The organism is Meridianimaribacter flavus (assembly GCF_004366715.1).
Taxonomy (GTDB): domain Bacteria; phylum Bacteroidota; class Bacteroidia; order Flavobacteriales; family Flavobacteriaceae; genus Gaetbulibacter_B; species Gaetbulibacter_B jejuensis.
In genome coordinates this window covers 123220-142195 of record NZ_SOQZ01000003.1, presented here as the reverse complement: position 1 = coordinate 142195, position 18976 = coordinate 123220, and the positions used below count along the sequence as shown (strand labels likewise).

14 protein-coding genes are annotated in these 18976 nt (G+C 32.9%); 4 read left to right on the top strand and 10 right to left on the bottom strand.

All coding sequences use genetic code 11. The features are described 5' to 3' along the window. Entirely contained in the window at positions 1–1374 is a 1374-nt protein-coding gene (locus A8975_RS07735) for an MATE family efflux transporter (RefSeq protein WP_134199555.1), read from the bottom strand. 408 nt (positions 1375–1782) lie between these two features. Here A8975_RS07735 and A8975_RS07730 point away from each other — a divergent pair, with 408 nt between their 5' ends. Then, positions 1783–2730, top strand: a complete 948-nt coding sequence (locus A8975_RS07730; protein ID WP_131508194.1) for a PD40 domain-containing protein — start codon at positions 1783–1785, stop codon at positions 2728–2730. Between the two features lie 181 nt (positions 2731–2911). Here the strand turns inward: A8975_RS07730 and A8975_RS07725 are convergent, their stop codons facing one another. The 4 genes from A8975_RS07725 to A8975_RS07710 form a co-directional block, all read right to left on the bottom strand. After that, a complete protein-coding gene (locus tag A8975_RS07725) occupies positions 2912–3859 on the bottom strand; it encodes an NAD(P)H-dependent flavin oxidoreductase (protein WP_134199553.1) in 948 nt (315 codons plus the stop codon). Then, positions 3860–5479 carry a S8 family serine peptidase gene (locus A8975_RS07720; RefSeq protein ID WP_134199551.1) on the bottom strand — a complete coding sequence of 540 codons (1620 nt, stop codon included), beginning with the start codon at positions 5477–5479 and terminating at the stop codon, positions 3860–3862. A gap of 32 nt (positions 5480–5511) precedes the next feature. Continuing rightward, positions 5512–6699 carry a tRNA 2-thiouridine(34) synthase MnmA gene (gene mnmA, locus A8975_RS07715; RefSeq protein ID WP_134199549.1) on the bottom strand — a complete coding sequence of 396 codons (1188 nt, stop codon included), beginning with the start codon at positions 6697–6699 and terminating at the stop codon, positions 5512–5514. Positions 6700–6798: 99 nt separating this feature from the next. Continuing rightward, the gene (locus A8975_RS07710; protein WP_134199547.1) at positions 6799–7509 is read right to left on the bottom strand and encodes a toxin-antitoxin system YwqK family antitoxin; all 711 of its coding nucleotides are present in this window, start codon (positions 7507–7509) and stop codon (positions 6799–6801) included. A gap of 59 nt (positions 7510–7568) precedes the next feature. Between A8975_RS07710 and A8975_RS07705 the strand changes: the two genes are divergently transcribed. Then, positions 7569–8561, top strand: a complete 993-nt coding sequence (locus A8975_RS07705) for a fasciclin domain-containing protein (RefSeq protein ID WP_134199545.1) — start codon at positions 7569–7571, stop codon at positions 8559–8561. A gap of 100 nt (positions 8562–8661) precedes the next feature. Here A8975_RS07705 and yidC read toward each other — a convergent pair whose 3' ends face one another. From yidC to argS, 3 genes are all read right to left on the bottom strand, one after another. Further along, positions 8662–10563 (bottom strand): membrane protein insertase YidC, encoded by a 1902-nt coding sequence (yidC, locus tag A8975_RS07700; protein WP_134199542.1) that lies wholly within the window; start codon positions 10561–10563, stop codon positions 8662–8664. Positions 10564–10631: 68 nt separating this feature from the next. Beyond that, positions 10632–12272, bottom strand: coding sequence for a CTP synthase (locus A8975_RS07695; RefSeq protein ID WP_134199539.1), 1641 nt, complete (start codon positions 12270–12272; stop codon positions 10632–10634). 91 nt (positions 12273–12363) lie between these two features. Beyond that, on the bottom strand, positions 12364–14139 hold the full coding sequence (gene argS / locus A8975_RS07690; protein WP_134199537.1) for an arginine--tRNA ligase: 1776 nt from the start codon (positions 14137–14139) through the stop codon (positions 12364–12366). Between the two features lie 634 nt (positions 14140–14773). Between argS and A8975_RS07685 the strand changes: the two genes are divergently transcribed. Both A8975_RS07685 and A8975_RS07680 read left to right on the top strand, forming a co-directional pair. Beyond that, on the top strand, positions 14774–16858 hold the full coding sequence (locus tag A8975_RS07685) for a tetratricopeptide repeat-containing sensor histidine kinase (RefSeq protein ID WP_134199535.1): 2085 nt from the start codon (positions 14774–14776) through the stop codon (positions 16856–16858). A 43-nt stretch (positions 16859–16901) separates the two neighbouring features. Continuing rightward, a complete protein-coding gene (locus A8975_RS07680) occupies positions 16902–17534 on the top strand; it encodes a chromophore lyase CpcT/CpeT (protein WP_134199533.1) in 633 nt (210 codons plus the stop codon). On the opposite strand, the gene ctlX is transcribed toward A8975_RS07680, so the two are convergent. Beyond that, positions 17531–18463 (bottom strand): citrulline utilization hydrolase CtlX, encoded by a 933-nt coding sequence (gene ctlX, locus A8975_RS07675; protein ID WP_134199531.1) that lies wholly within the window; start codon positions 18461–18463, stop codon positions 17531–17533. The two genes, A8975_RS07680 and ctlX, sit on opposite strands and share 4 nt — an antisense overlap. 81 nt (positions 18464–18544) lie before the next feature. Next, on the bottom strand, positions 18545–18943 hold the full coding sequence (locus tag A8975_RS07670) for a hypothetical protein (RefSeq protein WP_129761402.1): 399 nt from the start codon (positions 18941–18943) through the stop codon (positions 18545–18547). Positions 18944–18976: the final 33 nt, after the last annotated feature.

Below are 18976 nucleotides of genomic sequence, written 5' to 3'. Positions count from 1 at the left end.
TTATGCTGTTTTAATGAGTTTGTTAGTTAAATAATTAAATCGAATATACAATAAAATTGCTGCAGTTGTTAAACCTGCTAAAAGCCCTAGCCAAATACCAAAACTCCCATAGACTTCTTCTTTCCCTAAAAAATAGCTTATAGGAAATCCAATAACCCAATACGAAATAAAGGTAATTATAGTTGGTATTTTTACATCTTGCAAACCTCTTAAAGCACCTAAAACAACAACTTGAACACTATCACTTATTTGAAAAATTGCTGCTGCAATTAAAAGCGTTGACGCGATACTAACCACTTCGGTATTATCAACAAGGTTTACAGCATCGTCATAATCTACATACAGTTTTGGTAGATGATTGTGAAACAAAAAGAAGCAAATACCAAAGCAAATAGCAAGTATTGTTGCCAATAAAAATATAGAAATGGCGATTCTGCGTAGTTCTAAAAAGTTATTCAAGCCTTTTTGGTTTCCTACTCTCACCATTGCAGCAACACTAAGTCCCATTGCTACCATAAATGTCATTGACGATAAGTTAAGTGCAATTTGGTTTGCCGCTTGTGGGTTTTTACCTAGTAAACCACTCAACCATATAGCTGCTGTAAAAATGGCTACTTCAAAAAACATTTGCATTGCGCTAGGTGTTCCTAAATTAATCAGTTTGTTAAGCATTAGTTTATCTAATACAAAAAACTTGATATTAGTTACAAAAGCTTTAGATTTTTCTTTTTTACTCAATAATATCCAAATAAACGCCACCATTACAAATCGCGAAATCAATGTTCCATAAGCAGCTCCTACAATACCCAACTCAGGAAAACCAAATTTCCCAAAAATGAGCAAATAGTTAAAAACAACATTTACAATATTAGCTATCAATGTAGCATACATAGGATATTTTGTCATTGACAAACCATCACTAAACTGCTTAAATGCTTGAAAAACTACTAACGGAATTAAAGAAAAGGCAACCAAATTTAGATATGGAATTGCCAACTCAACTACCTCAATAGGTTGCTTCATTAAATACAAAAGCGGTTTAGCGAAAAACACCATTAAAAACAATGAAATACCTAGTATTGTACATAAAAACAATCCATGTTTAAAAGCCGATTTTCCATTTTTAAAATCATTGGCTGCATCAGCTTCAGCTACAAGAGGTGTAATGGCTGTTGAAAACCCAATACCTAAAGACATAGCAATAAACATAAAGCTATTACCAAGTGAAACTGCAGCCAACTCAGCAGTTCCTAATTGGCCAACCATAATGTTATCAATAAAACTTACAAAAGTATGTCCAAGCATGCCCAACATTACAGGAGCAGCAAGTTTCCAGTTGTATTTGAATTCTTTAGTATAATTAGATAAAACCACCTATGCTTTTTTGAGGTTTCAAAGGTATGCCATAGAAAACTATATAAGAATTTTCCACTGAATATTTTTCAAAAAACCTTTATGAATATTGAATATCAAGCAATTATATAATCAGATTGTTAATAAGTTACTTTAGTATAATTTCTATAAATCAGTTAAAAGCAATATTTTTATCAAAGTTATTTTCAATGTAAATTATCAATGTTTACTTAGTATATATTGAAAATAAAGAAACTTTTTTAGCTATTATTTTAGAGGGATTTAAAAAATTAATGACGTTAAAAAACGTTTCAATAAAAAGAGGGTATTTCTACCCTCTTTTTTTATGGCTTTAGCCTTGTTATAAATTAACATATTTTTAAAATCTGCCAATGCTAAGGTTTTGTAAATTGCTTAAAAGCACAAACAATGAAACACATTACCCTTAGTATCATTTTTCTTTACAGCTTATTTTCGTTTTCTCAATCATCAACTGAAGATGTTATAGAGCCTTTTTTAGAAGACATCGTATCTCAGTTTCCTAATGTTAGAGATTTAGCCATTTCTCCCAACGGAAAAGAAGCAGTATTTTCTGCACAAAGTTTTATGGGAGACATTTCAGCATTGATGATTGTTAGTAAAACTGATACCAAATGGAGTAACCCTGAAATCATCTCATTTTCTGGACAGTATAATGACATCGAACCTTTTTTCTCAAATGATGGTCTTAAGTTATTTTTTGCATCGAACAGACCTATGGACAACACATCTACAACTGTAAAAGATTTTGATATTTGGTATGTTGAACGTGCTTCTACTGAAGCTTCTTGGTCTGCACCTATTAATTTAGGCGCTCCTGTAAATACTGAAATGGACGAGTTTTATCCTGTGGTTACAAATTCAAACAACCTATATTTTACATTAGATAATCCTTCTCTTAAAAGAAAAGACGACATATACATTAGCGAATTTAAAAATGGAGCATATACACAACCTAAACCTTTAAGTGACTCCATTAATTCTGAAGGTTATGAGTTTAATGCTTTTATAGCTCCTGATGAATCTTTTATAATCTATACTTGCTATAATCGTGATGATGGTTATGGTAGTGGTGATTTATATGTAAGCTACAAGCAGGAAAATGGCGAATGGAGTATTTCTAAAAACATGGGACAAAAAGTCAACTCCAACAAAATGGAATATTGCCCATTTGTTGATACTCAAAATGGCATTTTATACTTTACAAGTAAACGATTAAAAATGACTAGCTTTGAAGAAAAACAAAGCATTGAAGATTTAAAAACTATTTTTTACAGCTATGAAAATGGTTTAAGTAGATTGTATAAAATCTCTATTACAAACCTTATCAAGAAATAATTTAATCTATTGATTTTTCTTTTAGGTTTATACTTGCTCACAAATGTCAGTTCGAGTGATTTTTTTGATAAAAAATCGTATCGAGAACCTTTTTAAGCATTAAATTCTTATTCTCGATATAAATTTTACTCATTTTCAATCGTAAAATTCACTCGAATCGACAGAATTTTTAATGAATAACCTAAAACATCTCGTTTTTGATATTTTCTTTGGCTTCTCTGTATTCTTCAACAATATCAGTTACAATTTCAGCTACAGGTTTTATATCATGAATTAAGCCGGAAATTTGCCCAATTTCGAGTTCACCTTCAATAAGGTCGCCTTCAAACATACCTTTTTTTGCTCTTGCTCTACCTAATAAGGTTTTCAACTCTTCAACCGTTGGTCCTTTTTTGTATAATTCCTGAACGTCGTTATAAAACTTATTTTTAACTAATCGTACAGGAGCCAACTCTTTTAAAGTTAATTGCGTGTCACCTTCTTTAGCGTCAACAACAACATTTTTAAAGGCAGCATGTGCCGATGATTCTTCACTAGCTACAAATCGTGTTCCTATTTGAACACCATCAGCACCTAAAACCATAGCTGCAAGCATCGCTTTTCCTGTGGCAATACCACCTGCTGCTATTAATGGAATTTGCAATTGCTCTTTTACCATAGGTATTAAAGTAAGTGTAGTTGTTTCATCTCTTCCATTATGACCTCCAGCCTCAAATCCTTCAGCAACAATTGCATCTACTCCTGCATCTTGTGCCTTTAAAGCAAATTTTACACTACTCACCACATGCACAACAGTTATCCCTCTTTCTTGTAACCAAGAGGTCCAAGTTTTTGGATTTCCTGCTGAAGTGAATACAATCTTCACACCTTCTTCAACAATAATATCCATAATCTCTTCAATATTTGGATACAACATTGGCACATTAACACCAAATGGTTTATCAGTTGCTTTTTTACATTTTTGAATATGCTCACGTAATACTTCAGGATACATTGAACCTGCTCCTAAAAGCCCTAAAATACCTGAGTTACTAGCAGCTGAAGCTAACCTCCAACCACTATTCCAAATCATTCCTGCCTGAACAATAGGATATTGAATATTGAACAGTTTGGTAATTCTGTTTGTCATTTATGATTTAATAAGTTTAAACGTTTTTGATGAGTCTCCAGATTGAAGCACTAACACATACACACCTGAAGCAATTTCAGAACAATCCATTTGTTCGACTGAATTAGATAGTGTCTGTTCCAAGATTACATTCCCAACCATATCATACATTAAAAAATTAGTAGATTCAAATTGACTAGGAATATGGATATTTAAAAGGTCATTTACTGGATTTGGAAAAAGTTTAAATTCAACAATTTCCTGTTCTTGCATAGACAATGCTATGTTATAAGCTAAGGCTAAATCTGGAATTCCGTAGCCTAAAAAATTGTCTGGTGTGGCATATTGTGAAGCAGACATCCTTATGTACTGCATAATTTCGGCATTTGAAGCATTAGGTAATGCTTGCCACAAACATACAGCTCCTCCAGCTAGAATTGGCGAACTTAATGACGTGCCATTATTAGTGATAATTTCATCATTTTCATTAACCACATAAGCTCCTAAACCTTGAGCTGCCACATCAGGTTTTTGTGTGGGTTGGATAGCACTTCCTTGAGAGCTAAAAAACGCATAATCTTCGTTACTATCAACTGCTCCAATAGATAATACGTTTGGCGAATCGGCAGGAGCACCAACGATTACCCAAGCATTACCTCCAGAATTTCCAGCCGATGTAATTACCAACATTCCTTTTTCTGAAGCAATAGTTGCGCCTCTTGTAATAAATGCGGTTTGACCATCCATATCTTCGTTAGTGTAGCTGTAATTAGGATTATCATAAGTTGTATATCCTAAAGAAGTGTTTATAACATCAACACCTAAACTGTCTGCACGTTCAGCAGCTTCAACCCAATAACTTTCTTCAACAGGGTTTTCGCTTCCAGCATCTTCAGTTCTAAATAAATAATACGATGCATCTGGAGCAGTACCAACATACTCGTCTTGCACATAAGCTGCCATTGTACTCAACACTCTTGTACCATGAGTATTTGCTGTATAGGCATATACATTTTCTGTTCTGTCTACAAAATCATAACCATCCAATAAATCGCCATTATCTCTCAAGCGTTGAAAAGCTGACATGGTATTAACATTTGTAAAGCCTGCATCTAAAACCGCAACCAGCATACCTTCGCCAGTAAAATCATCTAAATGCAAATCATCTGCACTTATCATTTGTACTTGGTTTTGGGTATTTCCGTAGGTGAAATCGGTTAGTGTTTCTTCAATTTCAAATTTATCTTCATTTTCTGAAAATCTTCCACTTTCAGCATTCAAGATTTTATCAGCAAAATCGATATTAACTACAAACTCTAAACCTAAAAGCATATTGATGTTTTCAACCGTTCCTCTAACATGAACAGCATTAAGCCATTTAGACTTTGCCATAACCGTAATTCCTGGTTGTGCTTTTAATGTGGTAACATGATTTTCGTTTACAGGAACATCTCTAGCATCTATAATAACACCATGAGCGTTCTTTCGGTCTATTGCTCTTTGTGTAAGAATCGTTAACGGATTGCTTATTGCAGTTTCAACATTTTCCTTTTCTTCCAAATACACCCAAGCGTCTTCATCTTGCGCATATAACTGAAAGGCAAAAACTATAAAAAGAAGTAAAAGTATTTTGTGTTTCATGCGTTGGCATTTGGGAGTATTGCAACTGCAATTTAAGAAATTACTCCTGAACCAACTAATTCATCATTTAAATACCATGCTACAAATTGACCTTCGGTAATTGCAGATTGTGCAGCTTCGAACTCAACGTAAAGTCCGCCATCAACTTTATGTAAAATTGCTTCTTGTAAAGGTTGACGGTATCTAATACGCGCTTTCACCTTCATTGTTTCATCAACATTTAAAGCTAAATCTTCACGAATCCAATGCAATTCATCGTTATTGACAAAAAGTGCTTTTTTTAATAAACCAGGATGCGATTTTCCTTGACCTGTGTAAATGATATTGTCATCAACATTAGTGTCAATTACAAATAATGGTTCAGCAGTACCACCAACAGCTAATCCTTTTCGTTGACCTTTAGTAAAATAATGTGCTCCTTGATGCTTCCCCACAACTTTTCCATCAGTAATAGAATACTCAATTTTTCGTGATAAATATTGTAGTTTTTCTTCTTCAGAATTAAACTCAGGAGTTTCTTGCTTATACACATCAATAGCTTGTGGTATCTCAACAATAACACCTTCTTTCGGTTTTAATTTTTGCTGAAGAAACTCAGGCAGTCTTACTTTACCAATAAAACATAATCCTTGAGAATCTTTTTTCTCAGCTGTTACCAAGTCGAGTTTTGTTGCTATTTCCCTAACTTGTGGTTTTGTTAATTCACCTATAGGAAATAATGCTTTTGACAGCTGCTCTTGCGACAACTGACATAAGAAATAAGATTGGTCTTTATTACCATCAACACCAGCCAATAACTGATAAACTTCTTTACCATCTTTTTGAAGCGTTCCTTTTCTGCAATAATGACCAGTTGCCACATAATCTGCTCCTAAATCGAGAGCAATTTTCATGAAGACATCAAATTTTATCTCTCGGTTGCAGAGTACGTCAGGATTTGGCGTGCGTCCTTTTTGGTATTCATCAAACATATAGTCTACAATGCGCTCTTTATATTGCTCACTTAAATCTACTGTTTGAAAAGGTATACCTAATTTATCTGCTACCAACATAGCGTCATTACTATCATCTAGCCAAGGACATTCATCAGAAATAGTTACTGAATCATCATGCCAGTTTTTCATAAACAAGCCAATAACCTCATAACCTTGCTCCTTTAATAAATAAGCCGCAACGCTAGAATCAACACCACCTGAAAGTCCTACTATAACTCGTTTCACGATTTTCCTTTAAAATTTGATTTTGCAAAATTACAAAATAAAAAATGGCAACTATACAAAGTTACCATTATAAAAAATTATGCTCTTTATAGTTTATAACTATTGTTGTTTAGGGTTTTTACTCGTTTTTGTAAAATTCTTTTCCTCAGTCAGTTTCCCATTAGTATAATACTTCCAAATACCATGCTTTTTACCACGCTTGTATTCCCCTTGAGCTAATAACTGTCCATCTGCATTATAGTATTTAGACAAGCCGTGTAATTCATCATTTTCATAACTAAATTCTTTTACTACAACCCCTTTTTCAGAATACCAAGTTGAAATGCCTTCTATTTTCCCGTTGACGTAGTTTGTTTTTTCTGCTATTTGTCCATTATCATATAGTACTTGCTTTTCGCCATGTAACTCGCCTTTATCATTATAATGTTCAATAGACATGACAGCATCACTTTTATTATGGTAAAATACCCACTTACCTATAAAGAGTTTTCCGTTCATTTTGCCTTCACTAATAAGTTTACCTGTTGAAGCAAAAAATTTAACCTCAGCAATATTGTTGTTAGGGTTAAATGTTTTGGTAGCACTCAATACACTCTTTTTTTGTTTAAGCGTATAGTATTTAAAAACACCTACTTCCTTTCCATGCTCAAACTGTCCTTCATAACGAGGCTCGTTGGTTTTGTCAAAGTTCTTTTTCCAAACACCATGACGTTTCCCGTTATTATCGTATTGATTTATAGAATTTTGCGCAGATAAATTTGCATAAAAAAATGTTAAAATTATAACTGCTATAATATTTTGTTTAAACATTTTGTAAATTTGTTAAACAAACTGACGTTTGTATATGTTGAACATTAAAACTCAAAAAAATGAAAATTATTTCAAACATTTCAAAATTTGCCCTAATACTTTCAGTAGTATTTGCATTTCAATCTTGCAGTAGTGATGACGATAACAATGATGGAGGAACTCCTGAAGAGTTAAACATTGTTGAAACTGCGTTAACAACACCAAACTTAAGTAGTCTTGTTGCTGCATTACAAGCTGCTGATGGTAACCTAGATGTAGTACTTTCTGGTAATGGACCATATACAGTGCTTGCTCCAACAAACGATGCTTTTGCAACCTTTTTATCAGATAATGGTTTTGCAAGCTTAGACGAAGTACCTACTGATGTTTTATCACAAATTTTATTGAATCATGTTATTTCAGCTGAAGTAACTTCTACAGATCTGACAACTATGGGTTCTGGTTACACTTCAACAAATGCAGATGGTGTTGGAGGCAACAAGCTTAGTTTATATTTCAACACTTCTAGTGGTGTAACATTTAATGGTATATCTACAGTTACAACTCCAGATATTGACGCTTCAAACGGAACAGTACATATTGTTGATGCTGTTATAGGACTACCAGATGTAGTTACTTTTGCAACAGCAGATCCAAATTTTTCAACTTTAGTTACTGCTTTAACAAGAGATGATTTAACATTTGACTACGTTACAACATTATCAACAGCTAACGGAACAGCTCCTGCTCCTTTTACTGTGTTTGCACCAACAAACGACGCCTTTGGTGACTTATTAACCGAATTATCATTAAATAGCTTATCTGATATAGATGAACCAACTTTAAAAGCAACATTAGATCACCATGCAGTAGCTGGAGCTAATGTAAGATCAACAGCTTTAATGGACGATATGACAGTTAGCACTTTAGGTGGAGATATTACAGCAAATGTTACTGGTGGAGCGACATTAACTGATATGAATGATAGAGTTAGCAACATAATTGCTGTAGATGTTCAAGCAACAAATGGAGTAATTCATGCCATAGATAAAGTAATATTACCTCCTCTATAATTAATAGTGATTGTATTAATTGATTAGTTTTAGTTAGCCAAAAAGCCTTTAAACAAAAATGTTTAAAGGCTTTTTTAGTTATTAATTAGATAATCTTAATTTACTTTCTTCCTTGTTGTTGGCGTTTTTGTTGTTCAGCTTGCTCCATCATTTCTTTCATTTTTCGCTGAAAACGACTTTCCTTTTTAGGTTGTTTCTTTTTCTCTTGAATTTTAGCCAACACTTTATCTTCATCAATGATAAAGTTTTTAATCACTAACATAATACCTATACTAATTAAGTTTGAAATAAAGTAATACAAACTCAATCCTGAAGCGTATTGGTTAAAGAATATCAGCATTAATAATGGTGAAAAATAAATCATGTATTTCATCATCTTTTGCATATCAGGCATACCTTCTTGAGTAGGTTGAGCTGCTACTTGCTGACCTGTAGTCATACGCATGTAGAAGAAAATTGCAATAGCTGCCAATATTGGGAACAAACTTACGTGATCACCATATAATGGGATATTAAAAGGAAGTTCAGCAATGATATCATAAGACGATAAATCATCAACCCAAAGGAATTTTTTCTGACGCAAATCAAAAGCTGTTGGGAAAAACATAAACAACGCATAAAACACAGGAATTTGCATTAAACCAGGTAAACAGCCACTCAATGGACTTGCTCCTGCTCTTGTTTGCAAGCTCATAGTTTCTTGTTGTGCTTTTAATTTATTGTCTTTGTACTTTTCTCTTATTGCGTCTAATTCTGGCTTAAGAATTTTCATTTTTGCTTGTGACAAAAACTGCTTGTATTGTACAAACGACAATAAAATTTTAACCAAAATAGTCATCACAATAATAGCAATACCATAAGGTAAAAAGCTACTTAAAAATCCAAATAGAGGAATAAATACCGACTTGTTAATCCATCCAAAAATTCCCCATCCAAAAGGAATACTTTCTTCAAGATTTTGGTCGTAAGTCTTTAATACTTTACTATCAGTTGGTCCATAATAAAAACTCATGTTTTCATTAAGCTCTCCACCTTTTACTTGTAACGGTAACTTTGAAGCAAATGATTTTGTAAACAAGGTATCTACATCTTCATCTTCAACTAAATTCTTAGACGTTAATTTTACTGTTTTAAAAGGTGCATCAGATACTAAAATAGAACTGAAAAAGTGCTGTCTGTATGATAACCAGCTTACATCTTCAACATCTTCTTCGTCATCACCAGTTTGCGCCAACTTGTCTATTTTTTTACCATCATGCTGATAAGTTAATCGTGTATAACGGTTTTCATACTGAATACTTCTATCATGTCTGTATCCATCTAGTTGCCAGTTTAAATCTATATTTTGAGAACCATTGATAACATCATTTAAGCCTTGAGATTTAATGGTAAACCCAATCATATAATCATCAGGTTTAAGCTCATAACGATATTCTAAAAACTTAGTTTCAGACACTTTTAATTTCATAGAAACTATAGTGTTTTCACCATTTTTAGTAACCGATGGTTGAAAATAAAGCTCTTTAGTATTTAGGGTTCTATTATCTGTTGTTCCAAAATTGATATTAAAATCAACATTATTCTTTTTTATTAAATGAATAGGAACAGAATCGTAATCGACAAAGTTTTTCAGCTTAACTTCTGACAAGTATCCTCCTTTATTACTAAACTTTAAAGAAAACACATCAGTTTCAACAGCAGTTTCTCCATCAGTTGCTGAAGGCAATGTTGCTGCATAAGCAAAAGCGCCTAATTTTAATTTTAATGCCTCTAATTGTGTAGAGTCTTTTACTGAACTGTTTGAGTAGTCTTGAGCAGTTGTAGTTAATGTTGCCTCTTGTGCTTGTTGCTTTTTCTCAGCTTCAATTTGCTCTTGTTTTGCTTTTTCTTGTTCGGCTAACTCTTCTTCAGTTGGTTGGTTTTGCCAAAGCATGAATAATAATATTCCGAAAATAAGTATAAACCCAATAACGGAATTAACGTCTAATTTTTTTTCTTCCATAAGTATTTAGTTTCCCCAATTAAAGTTAGGAGTGGATGTCTTTTGGTGTATCAAAAAACTGTCCAATATTATTTTTGTGTCATACTGACACTTTTCTCGTCTTTTTTAAAGTTTAAAGTAGCTTTTACAAATGCTACAAATAAAGGATGCGGATTTGCAACAGTACTCTTATATTCAGGATGGTACTGCACACCAACAAACCAGCTATGTGAAGGAATTTCAACAATTTCAACCAAACCAGTTTCAGGATTAAACCCTGTAGCTTTCATACCTGCGTCTTCAATTTGCGTTTTAAATGCGTTATTAAATTCATAACGATGTCTATGACGCTCTTTTACAGCATTTGAACCATACACTTGTTGTACAATACTACCATTTATTAGTTCGCAATCCCAAGCACCTAAACGCATAGTCCCACCTTTATCAGTAATATCTTTTTGAGATTCCATAAGGTCAATAACAGGATATTGCGTATGCTCATCCATTTCGGTTGAATTGGCATCTTTTAATCCTAGTACGTTTCTAGAATACTCAATAACTGCCATTTGCATACCTAAGCAAATCCCTAGAAACGGAATATTATGCTCTCTCACATACCTAACCGCTTCAATTTTTCCTTCTATACCACGCTCTCCAAAACCAGGAGCAACTAATACTCCATCTAAATGTTGAAGTTTACCAGCAGCATTTTTTGGTGTTAAAAATTCTGAATGAACAGATTCTACATTTACTTTTACTTCATTTTCAGCTCCTGCATGAATAAAAGCTTCTAGTATTGATTTGTATGAATCTTGGAGTTCAACATATTTTCCAATAAGTCCAATAGTAACTTCTCCTTTTGGGTTTTTATGTCGGTTTAAAAACTGATTCCATTGTGTTAAATCTGGAGTATCACTTTCTAAATTTAATTTTTTAAGCACTACTTTATCCAAACCTTGTTCTAACATTAAGTTAGGCACATCGTAAATTGTTGATGCATCTATAGATTGAATAACAGCCTCTTCACGAACATTACAGAATAAGGCTAGTTTTCGCCTTAAATCTTCAGGTAACTCGTGTTCTGTTCTGCAAACTAAAATATCTGCTTGAACTCCACTTTCCATTAAGGTTTTTACACTATGCTGAGTAGGTTTTGTCTTTAACTCGCCTGCTGCCGATAAAAATGGAATTAATGTTAAGTGAATAACGATAGCGTTGTCTTGACCTAAATCCCAACGTAATTGACGCACAGCTTCAATGTAAGGTAAGGATTCAATATCACCAACGGTTCCTCCAATTTCGGTAATAACAATATCGTAATCTCCTGATTTTCCTAAGATTTGAATACGTTCTTTAATCTCGTCAGTAATATGAGGAATAACCTGAACCGTTTTACCTAAAAACTCACCTCTACGTTCCTTTTCAATAACACTTTGATAAATTCTTCCAGTAGTAACGTTGTTTGACTGACTTGTAGGCACGTTTAAAAAACGCTCATAGTGACCCAAATCTAAATCGGTTTCGGCACCATCATCGGTAACATAACATTCACCATGCTCATAAGGATTAAGAGTTCCTGGGTCAACGTTAATGTAAGGGTCTAATTTTTGGATTGTGGTTCTGTAACCTTGAGCCTGAAGTAATTTTGCCAATGAAGCAGCTATAATTCCTTTTCCTAAGGAAGAACTTACGCCTCCAGTTACAAAGATGTATTTTGTGTTTGTTGTCATGTTGCGCTTTTAAACGCAGGCAAATTTACAAAATTTTAATAGTTATTAGGTAGTGTTTTGGGTTTTAATTGCTATTAAAAATACAATATTATTACATACGTTCAGGAACATTAATTCCTAATAGCCCAAACGCATTTTTAATGGTGTTACCAACTACCTTAGATAACTGTACTCTAAACTGTTTTTCGTTGTCATTATCAGCACCAAGTATAGATACATTTTGATAAAATGAATTGAACTCTTTCACTAAATCATAAGTGTAATTAGCAATTAATGCAGGACTGTGTTGTTCTGCTGCGTTTTGAACCACTTCAGGAAACAGTTGAATTTGCTTTAGCAATTCTTTTTCCTTTTCGTGTAAATCAACTGTAACTTTTGCAGACGTATCTACATCAGACTTTCTTAAAATAGACTGAATTCTTGCATACGTATATTGAATGAATGGTCCTGTATTTCCTTGAAAATCGATAGATTCTTTAGGATCGAAAAGAATTCGCTTTTTTGGATCTACTTTAAGGATGTAATATTTTAAAGCACCAAGACCAATGGTTTTGTAAAGTTCTTGTTTTTCTTCTTGGGTATAACCGTCTAACTTACCGAGTTCTTCAGAAATCTCTTCGGCAGTTTTAGCCATGTCTTCTACTAAATCGTCAGCGTCTACAACAGTACCTTCTCTACTTTTCATTTTTCCTGAAGGCAAATCGACCATACCATAGCTTAAATGGTATAAGTTTTTAGCCCAATCAAAACCTAATTTTTTGAGGATTAAAAACAGTACTTTAAAATGATAATCTTGCTCGTTACCTACAGTGTAAACCATTCCGCCAACATCAGGAAAATCTTTAATACGTTGAATAGCTGTACCAATATCTTGTGTCATATATACTGCTGTACCATCACTACGAAGCACGATTTTTTCATCAAGTCCTTCATCAGTAAGGTCGCACCACACTGAGCCATCTTCTTTTTTAAAGAAAACTCCTGTTTTCAATCCTTCGGCAACAAATTCTTTTCCTAATAAATAGGTTTGACTTTCATAATACAGTTTGTCAAAATCAACACCTAAGTTTTTATACGTAACATCAAAACCCTCATAAACCCAACCGTTCATTTTTTCCCAAAGCGCAACCGTCTCAGGGTCTCCAGACTCCCATTTTTGGAGCATTTGTTGAGCTTCTACCAAAATAGGAGCTTGTTTTTTTGCATCTTCTTCAGTCTTTCCTTCTTCTACTAATTGCTGAATTTCGTTTTTATACTCTCGGTCAAACTTCACATAATAATTACCTACCAGCTTATCGCCTTTTAAGCCTGTGCTTTCAGGAGTTTCATCATTACCATAACGTTTCCAAGCCAACATACTTTTACAAATATGAATACCTCTATCGTTTATAATTTGAGTCTTATACACCTTTTTTCCAGATGCTTTTAAAATTTCAGCAACGCTATATCCTAACAAGTTATTTCTAATATGACCAAGGTGTAATGGTTTATTAGTATTTGGTGAAGAATACTCTACCATTATTGCATTGTCGCCTTCTTTTGGTGTTACCAATCCATAAGTGGCTTGATTAGAAATTTCGTTAAAGAAATTCAGGTAGTAAGCATCATTAATTTCAACATTCAAAAAACCTTTAACTACATTAAACGCTTTTACCTCATCAACCTTTTCAACAAGATATTGACCTACAGCTTCTCCTATTTGTACAGGATTACCTTTTACAACACGCAACATAGGAAAAACAACAATTGTTATATCTCCAGCAAATTCCTTACGAGTAGCTTGGAATTCAACCGATTCTAAATTAGCGTTATACAATGAAGTTATAGCTTCTTGTACGTGTTTTGTCAATATATCTTGAAGACTCATTTGTAGTTAATTTTTAAGTGTGCAAAGATAGCATTTTTATTAAAATTTTAAGACCGAATGCCGCTTAAATACTTAATTTTAAAGCACAATACCGAAATCTAAATTTATATGGAATGTAAAAAGAGCGATTGACAATTTGCCATTGAAGTCTGCTTTTTAAAATATACTCTTGTTTGAAAAAAATAACAGTCTTAAATTAAGAATGGTAATTTAATTAGGTTTTGTGAAGTTATAGCGTAGCGTTATCAAATTACTTCAAAATTCATTTTTAATACTAAAATTCTGACAATCAATGTTTTAAATAAAAATTTGTTAATAACTTTAATTAACGTGCATTTCGTCGATAAAAGTGTAGTTTTTCTATGATTTTTTACCGTTCATCGAGTAGGAAAATTTTTAAAATTAAATAATATTCCTTTTATCTAATTTTTTGGTAGTAAAACCTAGAAATTAGCTTTTTATAACCCTTTTAAAGATTTTTGGAAAGCTATTAATCAAAGTCCCAATCGTTGATGATACCTATTTTTCAACCTTTAACAGGATTGTTATTGTGTTTTGTGTTTTTACTTTTCCTATCCCTCAAGGCAAGTTGGCGTCAAAGCAGTATTGCAATTTATAACACTAATTGTAGAAGATGAAACAGTTAATAACTTTAGCTGCTTTTTTTTCTGTGCTCTCTACTTTTGCTCAAAAAATAGAGAAGGATAGTCTTTTTATTCAATCAGAGATTGAACACCTAACTATTCAATTAGCTTACCAACCTCAGGATTCTGCAAAGGTTGAAACCTCCCTTTTATTAATTGAAAAGCTATACACTGTAAAAGACTACAAAAAAGCGTTATTGTTTATTGACCAAACTGAAAGGTTATCTGAAACTTTAAAATATAAAAGAGCAATTGCCGAAGCCAAATATTTTAAAGCCCTTATTTATTCAACAAAAAATGATTACTACAACGCAATTGATAGTTACAATAAGTCCAAGAGACTATTTAAAGAACTTGACGACACACTAGGTTATGCTAGAGTTAGTAATGGCATTGGTCATATTGAAATTAAACGTGGAAACTATGCTGAAGGTCTTGAAAATGCTTTATTAGCTATTCAGGTTTTTGAACGCATGAACTTGAGAGAAGAACTTAGTTTAGCCTACAATAGTTTAGCCGAAGCTTACTACAATACAAACCAAATAGATAAAGCGCTTGAGTTTAATTATAAGGCATTAAACGTTAGAACCCAACTACAAGACAATGCTGGAATTAAAAACTCAACCAAAAACATTGCTTTACTTTATTCTGAAAGAAAAGAACACAGAAAAGCTATTGAATATTTTGAAAAAGTTTTAAATCTTTTAGATACTGAAAATGATAATGACTTAAGAGGAGAAATTTTACCTCGAATTGGTGAAGAATATTTGCAGTTTAGAGAATATGAAAAAGCTGCAGAGTATTTACTTGAAGGATTAAAATACAACAGAAGCACACAAAATGAAGATGGATTACTTAGGTCATTAAACTCCATAGGTCATCTCAATTTAAAACAAAACAAGTTAAAACTTGCCCAAGCGCAATTAGACGAAGCCTACAGTATTGCAAAAAATGGAGTTAACAAACATGAGCTTTTAAAAAACTACAAACTCCACAAAGAGCTAGACTCCATACAAAAGCAATATCAAAATGCATTTTTCTGGCAAGGAAAATATTATGACTTAAAAACTGAACTTGATAAAGAGAGTCAACCCAAAATACCTGTAATTACTACTCCTGTTACTGAAACCAATATTGACGAAGCGTTTACAAACGAGGTGAGTATTGAAAATGAAGCAATAAATAAAGAGAATGAAAAATCTATTAAACGATTAAAACTGCTAAGTTACGTCTTAGCTTTTGCTATTTTAATATCCTTACTTGTTTTAGTTATTTCTCACCTAAAACATAGAAAACGCTTAGAATACGCTAGAGAACTTGAAGAAAAAAACAAACAGATAGAGTTACAAAACGAAGCTATATTAGAGCAAACACACCATTTAGAAGAGGTTAACAAAGTAAAAGATCGTTTGTTTTCTATAGTATCTCACGATTTAAAAGATTCAATTTCGTCCATTAAAGGATTTATTGATTTGCTTCGCGAAGACAGCCTTACCAAAGAAGAATTTTATGAGCTTATCCCTGAATTAAGCGAGAATGCTGACAATGCTTCTTTATTACTTTTTAACCTATTAAACTGGTCTAAATCCCAAATGCAAAACTTAGAGTCTAACCCTGAGTTATTCAACATCCAAGATGTATTCCACAATAAAATGGGATTAATAGAACAAAAGGTTGAACAAAAACGAATTGTTTTAATTGACGAGTCGCAAAGAGATTTTGTTTATGCTGATAAAAGCATGATAGAAATTGTAATCCAAAATCTACTAACAAATGCTGTTAAGTTTAGTAGAATTGGTGATGCTATAACTGTTTCAAACAGAGACCAAAATGGTAAGTCCTTAATATGCGTAGAAGATACCGGAGTTGGTATTTCTCCAGAGAATCTAAACAAGCTATTTAAAAACAATACATTTACTACAATAGGCACCAAAAACGAAAAAGGTACAGGATTAGGATTAACTATTTGCAAAGAACTAGTTGAACTTAATGATGGTAGAATTTGGGTTGAAAGTGTTCAAAATGTGGGGACTAAATTTTTTGTTGAACTCCCAAAAACAAAGTCTTCTTCTTAAATAACATTTTTGTTTATCTTAGCGCAAAAGCCATAACACTAAGATGAAACAATTTATACTTTCACTTGCTATACTAGCATCATTTTATAGCTGTAAAGATTCTCAAAAAACAACTGAAAGCACAAAAACTCCTAATCACCTTGAAGAGTTATTTACAATAATGCAAGGTTCATACAATTCTGAAGCTCAAGCAAAAGTTGACTCAACTTATTTTAATATTTCGCTTCACATGTACCCTATTTGGAAAGACAAAGGTAATTACCTTTATGTAGAGCAAGCTTTAAACGCACGACAAAACAATCCTTACAGACAACGTATATACGAAGTAACTAAATTAAATGATAGTGTTTATAGTTCTGCTATTTACACAATTGAAAACGACTCGTTATGGATAGGAAAATGGAAAACACCTCAAGCTTTTGACTCGCTATCAATACATCAAGTTTCTAAAAAAGAAGGATGCGAAGTACTCCTTAAACGTTTAGACTCTAATCATTTTAAAGGTGAAACAGGAGAAAAAACCTGCGAAAGCACGCTATATGGAGCTTCATACGCAACTAGCGAAGTTGAAATTTTCCAAGACAAAATCATCTCATGGGATAGAGGATTTGACGATAAAGGAGAACATATTTGGGGAGCCGAAAAAGGCGGTTACATCTTTAACAAGCTAGATTAGTTTTTTGGTAAAAACACCTCAGCCATCATACAACGAGCACTTCCGCCTCCACAAGTTTCTATAGTTTCTAAAGAGCTAGAAATTATCTCACAATGCTTTTCAATTTTTGAGATTTGTGATGCTGTCAAACTATCATGAGCAGCTTTACTCATTATCAAATAAGGTGTATTGTTTGCTCCTTTTAATTGAAGCATGTTACCAGCAAACTGATGCATTTGAGACTCAGTAATTTCTATAATTTCTTTACCATCCGATTTTAGATGCTGAATAACATTTTTGCGTTCTTTTTTATCATCAATAGTATCCAAGCAAATCACAGCAAAGTTTTCAGCTAAACACATCATTACATTAGTATGGTAAATTGGTAATCGCTTACCACCTACAGTTTGGTTAGCGGTAAATACTACAGGAAAATAGTCGAAATCTTCACAAAACTCAATAAACAACTCTTCGTCTGCTCTAGGTGATAACGCACAATAGGCTTTACCATTAGCTCTATCTAACAATAAACTTCCTGTTCCTTCAAGAAAAATACCTTCATCTTCTGCACTTGTATAGTCAATAATATTTTCAATTTTGAAGCCTTCGTTTTCAAGCCTAACAAATATCTCTTCGCGTCTTTCTTTTCTTCTGTTTTCGGCAAACATTGGATAAATTGCAACATCACCATTCTCATGAAAACTCACCCAGTTATTAGGAAAAATAGAGTCTGGAGTATCTGCTAACACATCATCTTGCTCAACAATTACATTAATGCCAACTTGCCTTAACTTTGCAACAAAAGCGTCAAACTCTTCTTGAGCTTTGGCATTAAGCTCAGCGTTTTCAACATCTATAGTTTCTTGAAAATAATTGTTGACAGCTGTCTGTTCGTTCATCCTAAAGTTTATTGGACGAATCATTAAAATAGTATTCGTAATCTGTTGCATTATTGGTAAAAATTCTGCTGCAAAATTACTATTTTAAAATGTATTTTTCTCTAAAGACATCAATGAAGTATGTGTTAAAATTTACATTGAAATTCTTTTATTTTTCTCTTCATTAAGCCATATCAAAGCTTCTTCTCTTAGATAAAACATTTTCATTGTCCAGTTTTCATCATTATTCAAACTCAATATTGTTTTAGTAGCCATTTTACTACCAATTGAGTTCACAACAACTGCTACAGCAAAAACTTCTTTCAATTTTGAAATCTTACGTTGAACATCAAAAGTATAAGAGTAAGAATGAAGTTTGTTTACTAAAAGTGAAAATGGAGGTGTTAAATTTTCGAGTAAAAAATTATGATATTCTTCCATTAGTTTTTTGTCCATTTCAACACCTTCGTCAATAATTACCTCAGCTAAATGCTCATTGAGAATAATAATAGTGCCAAATGACAATTTGTGAGAAAGCTCTCTTTCTTGCATATTATTTTAGTTAATAAGGGATAGTTAAAAATA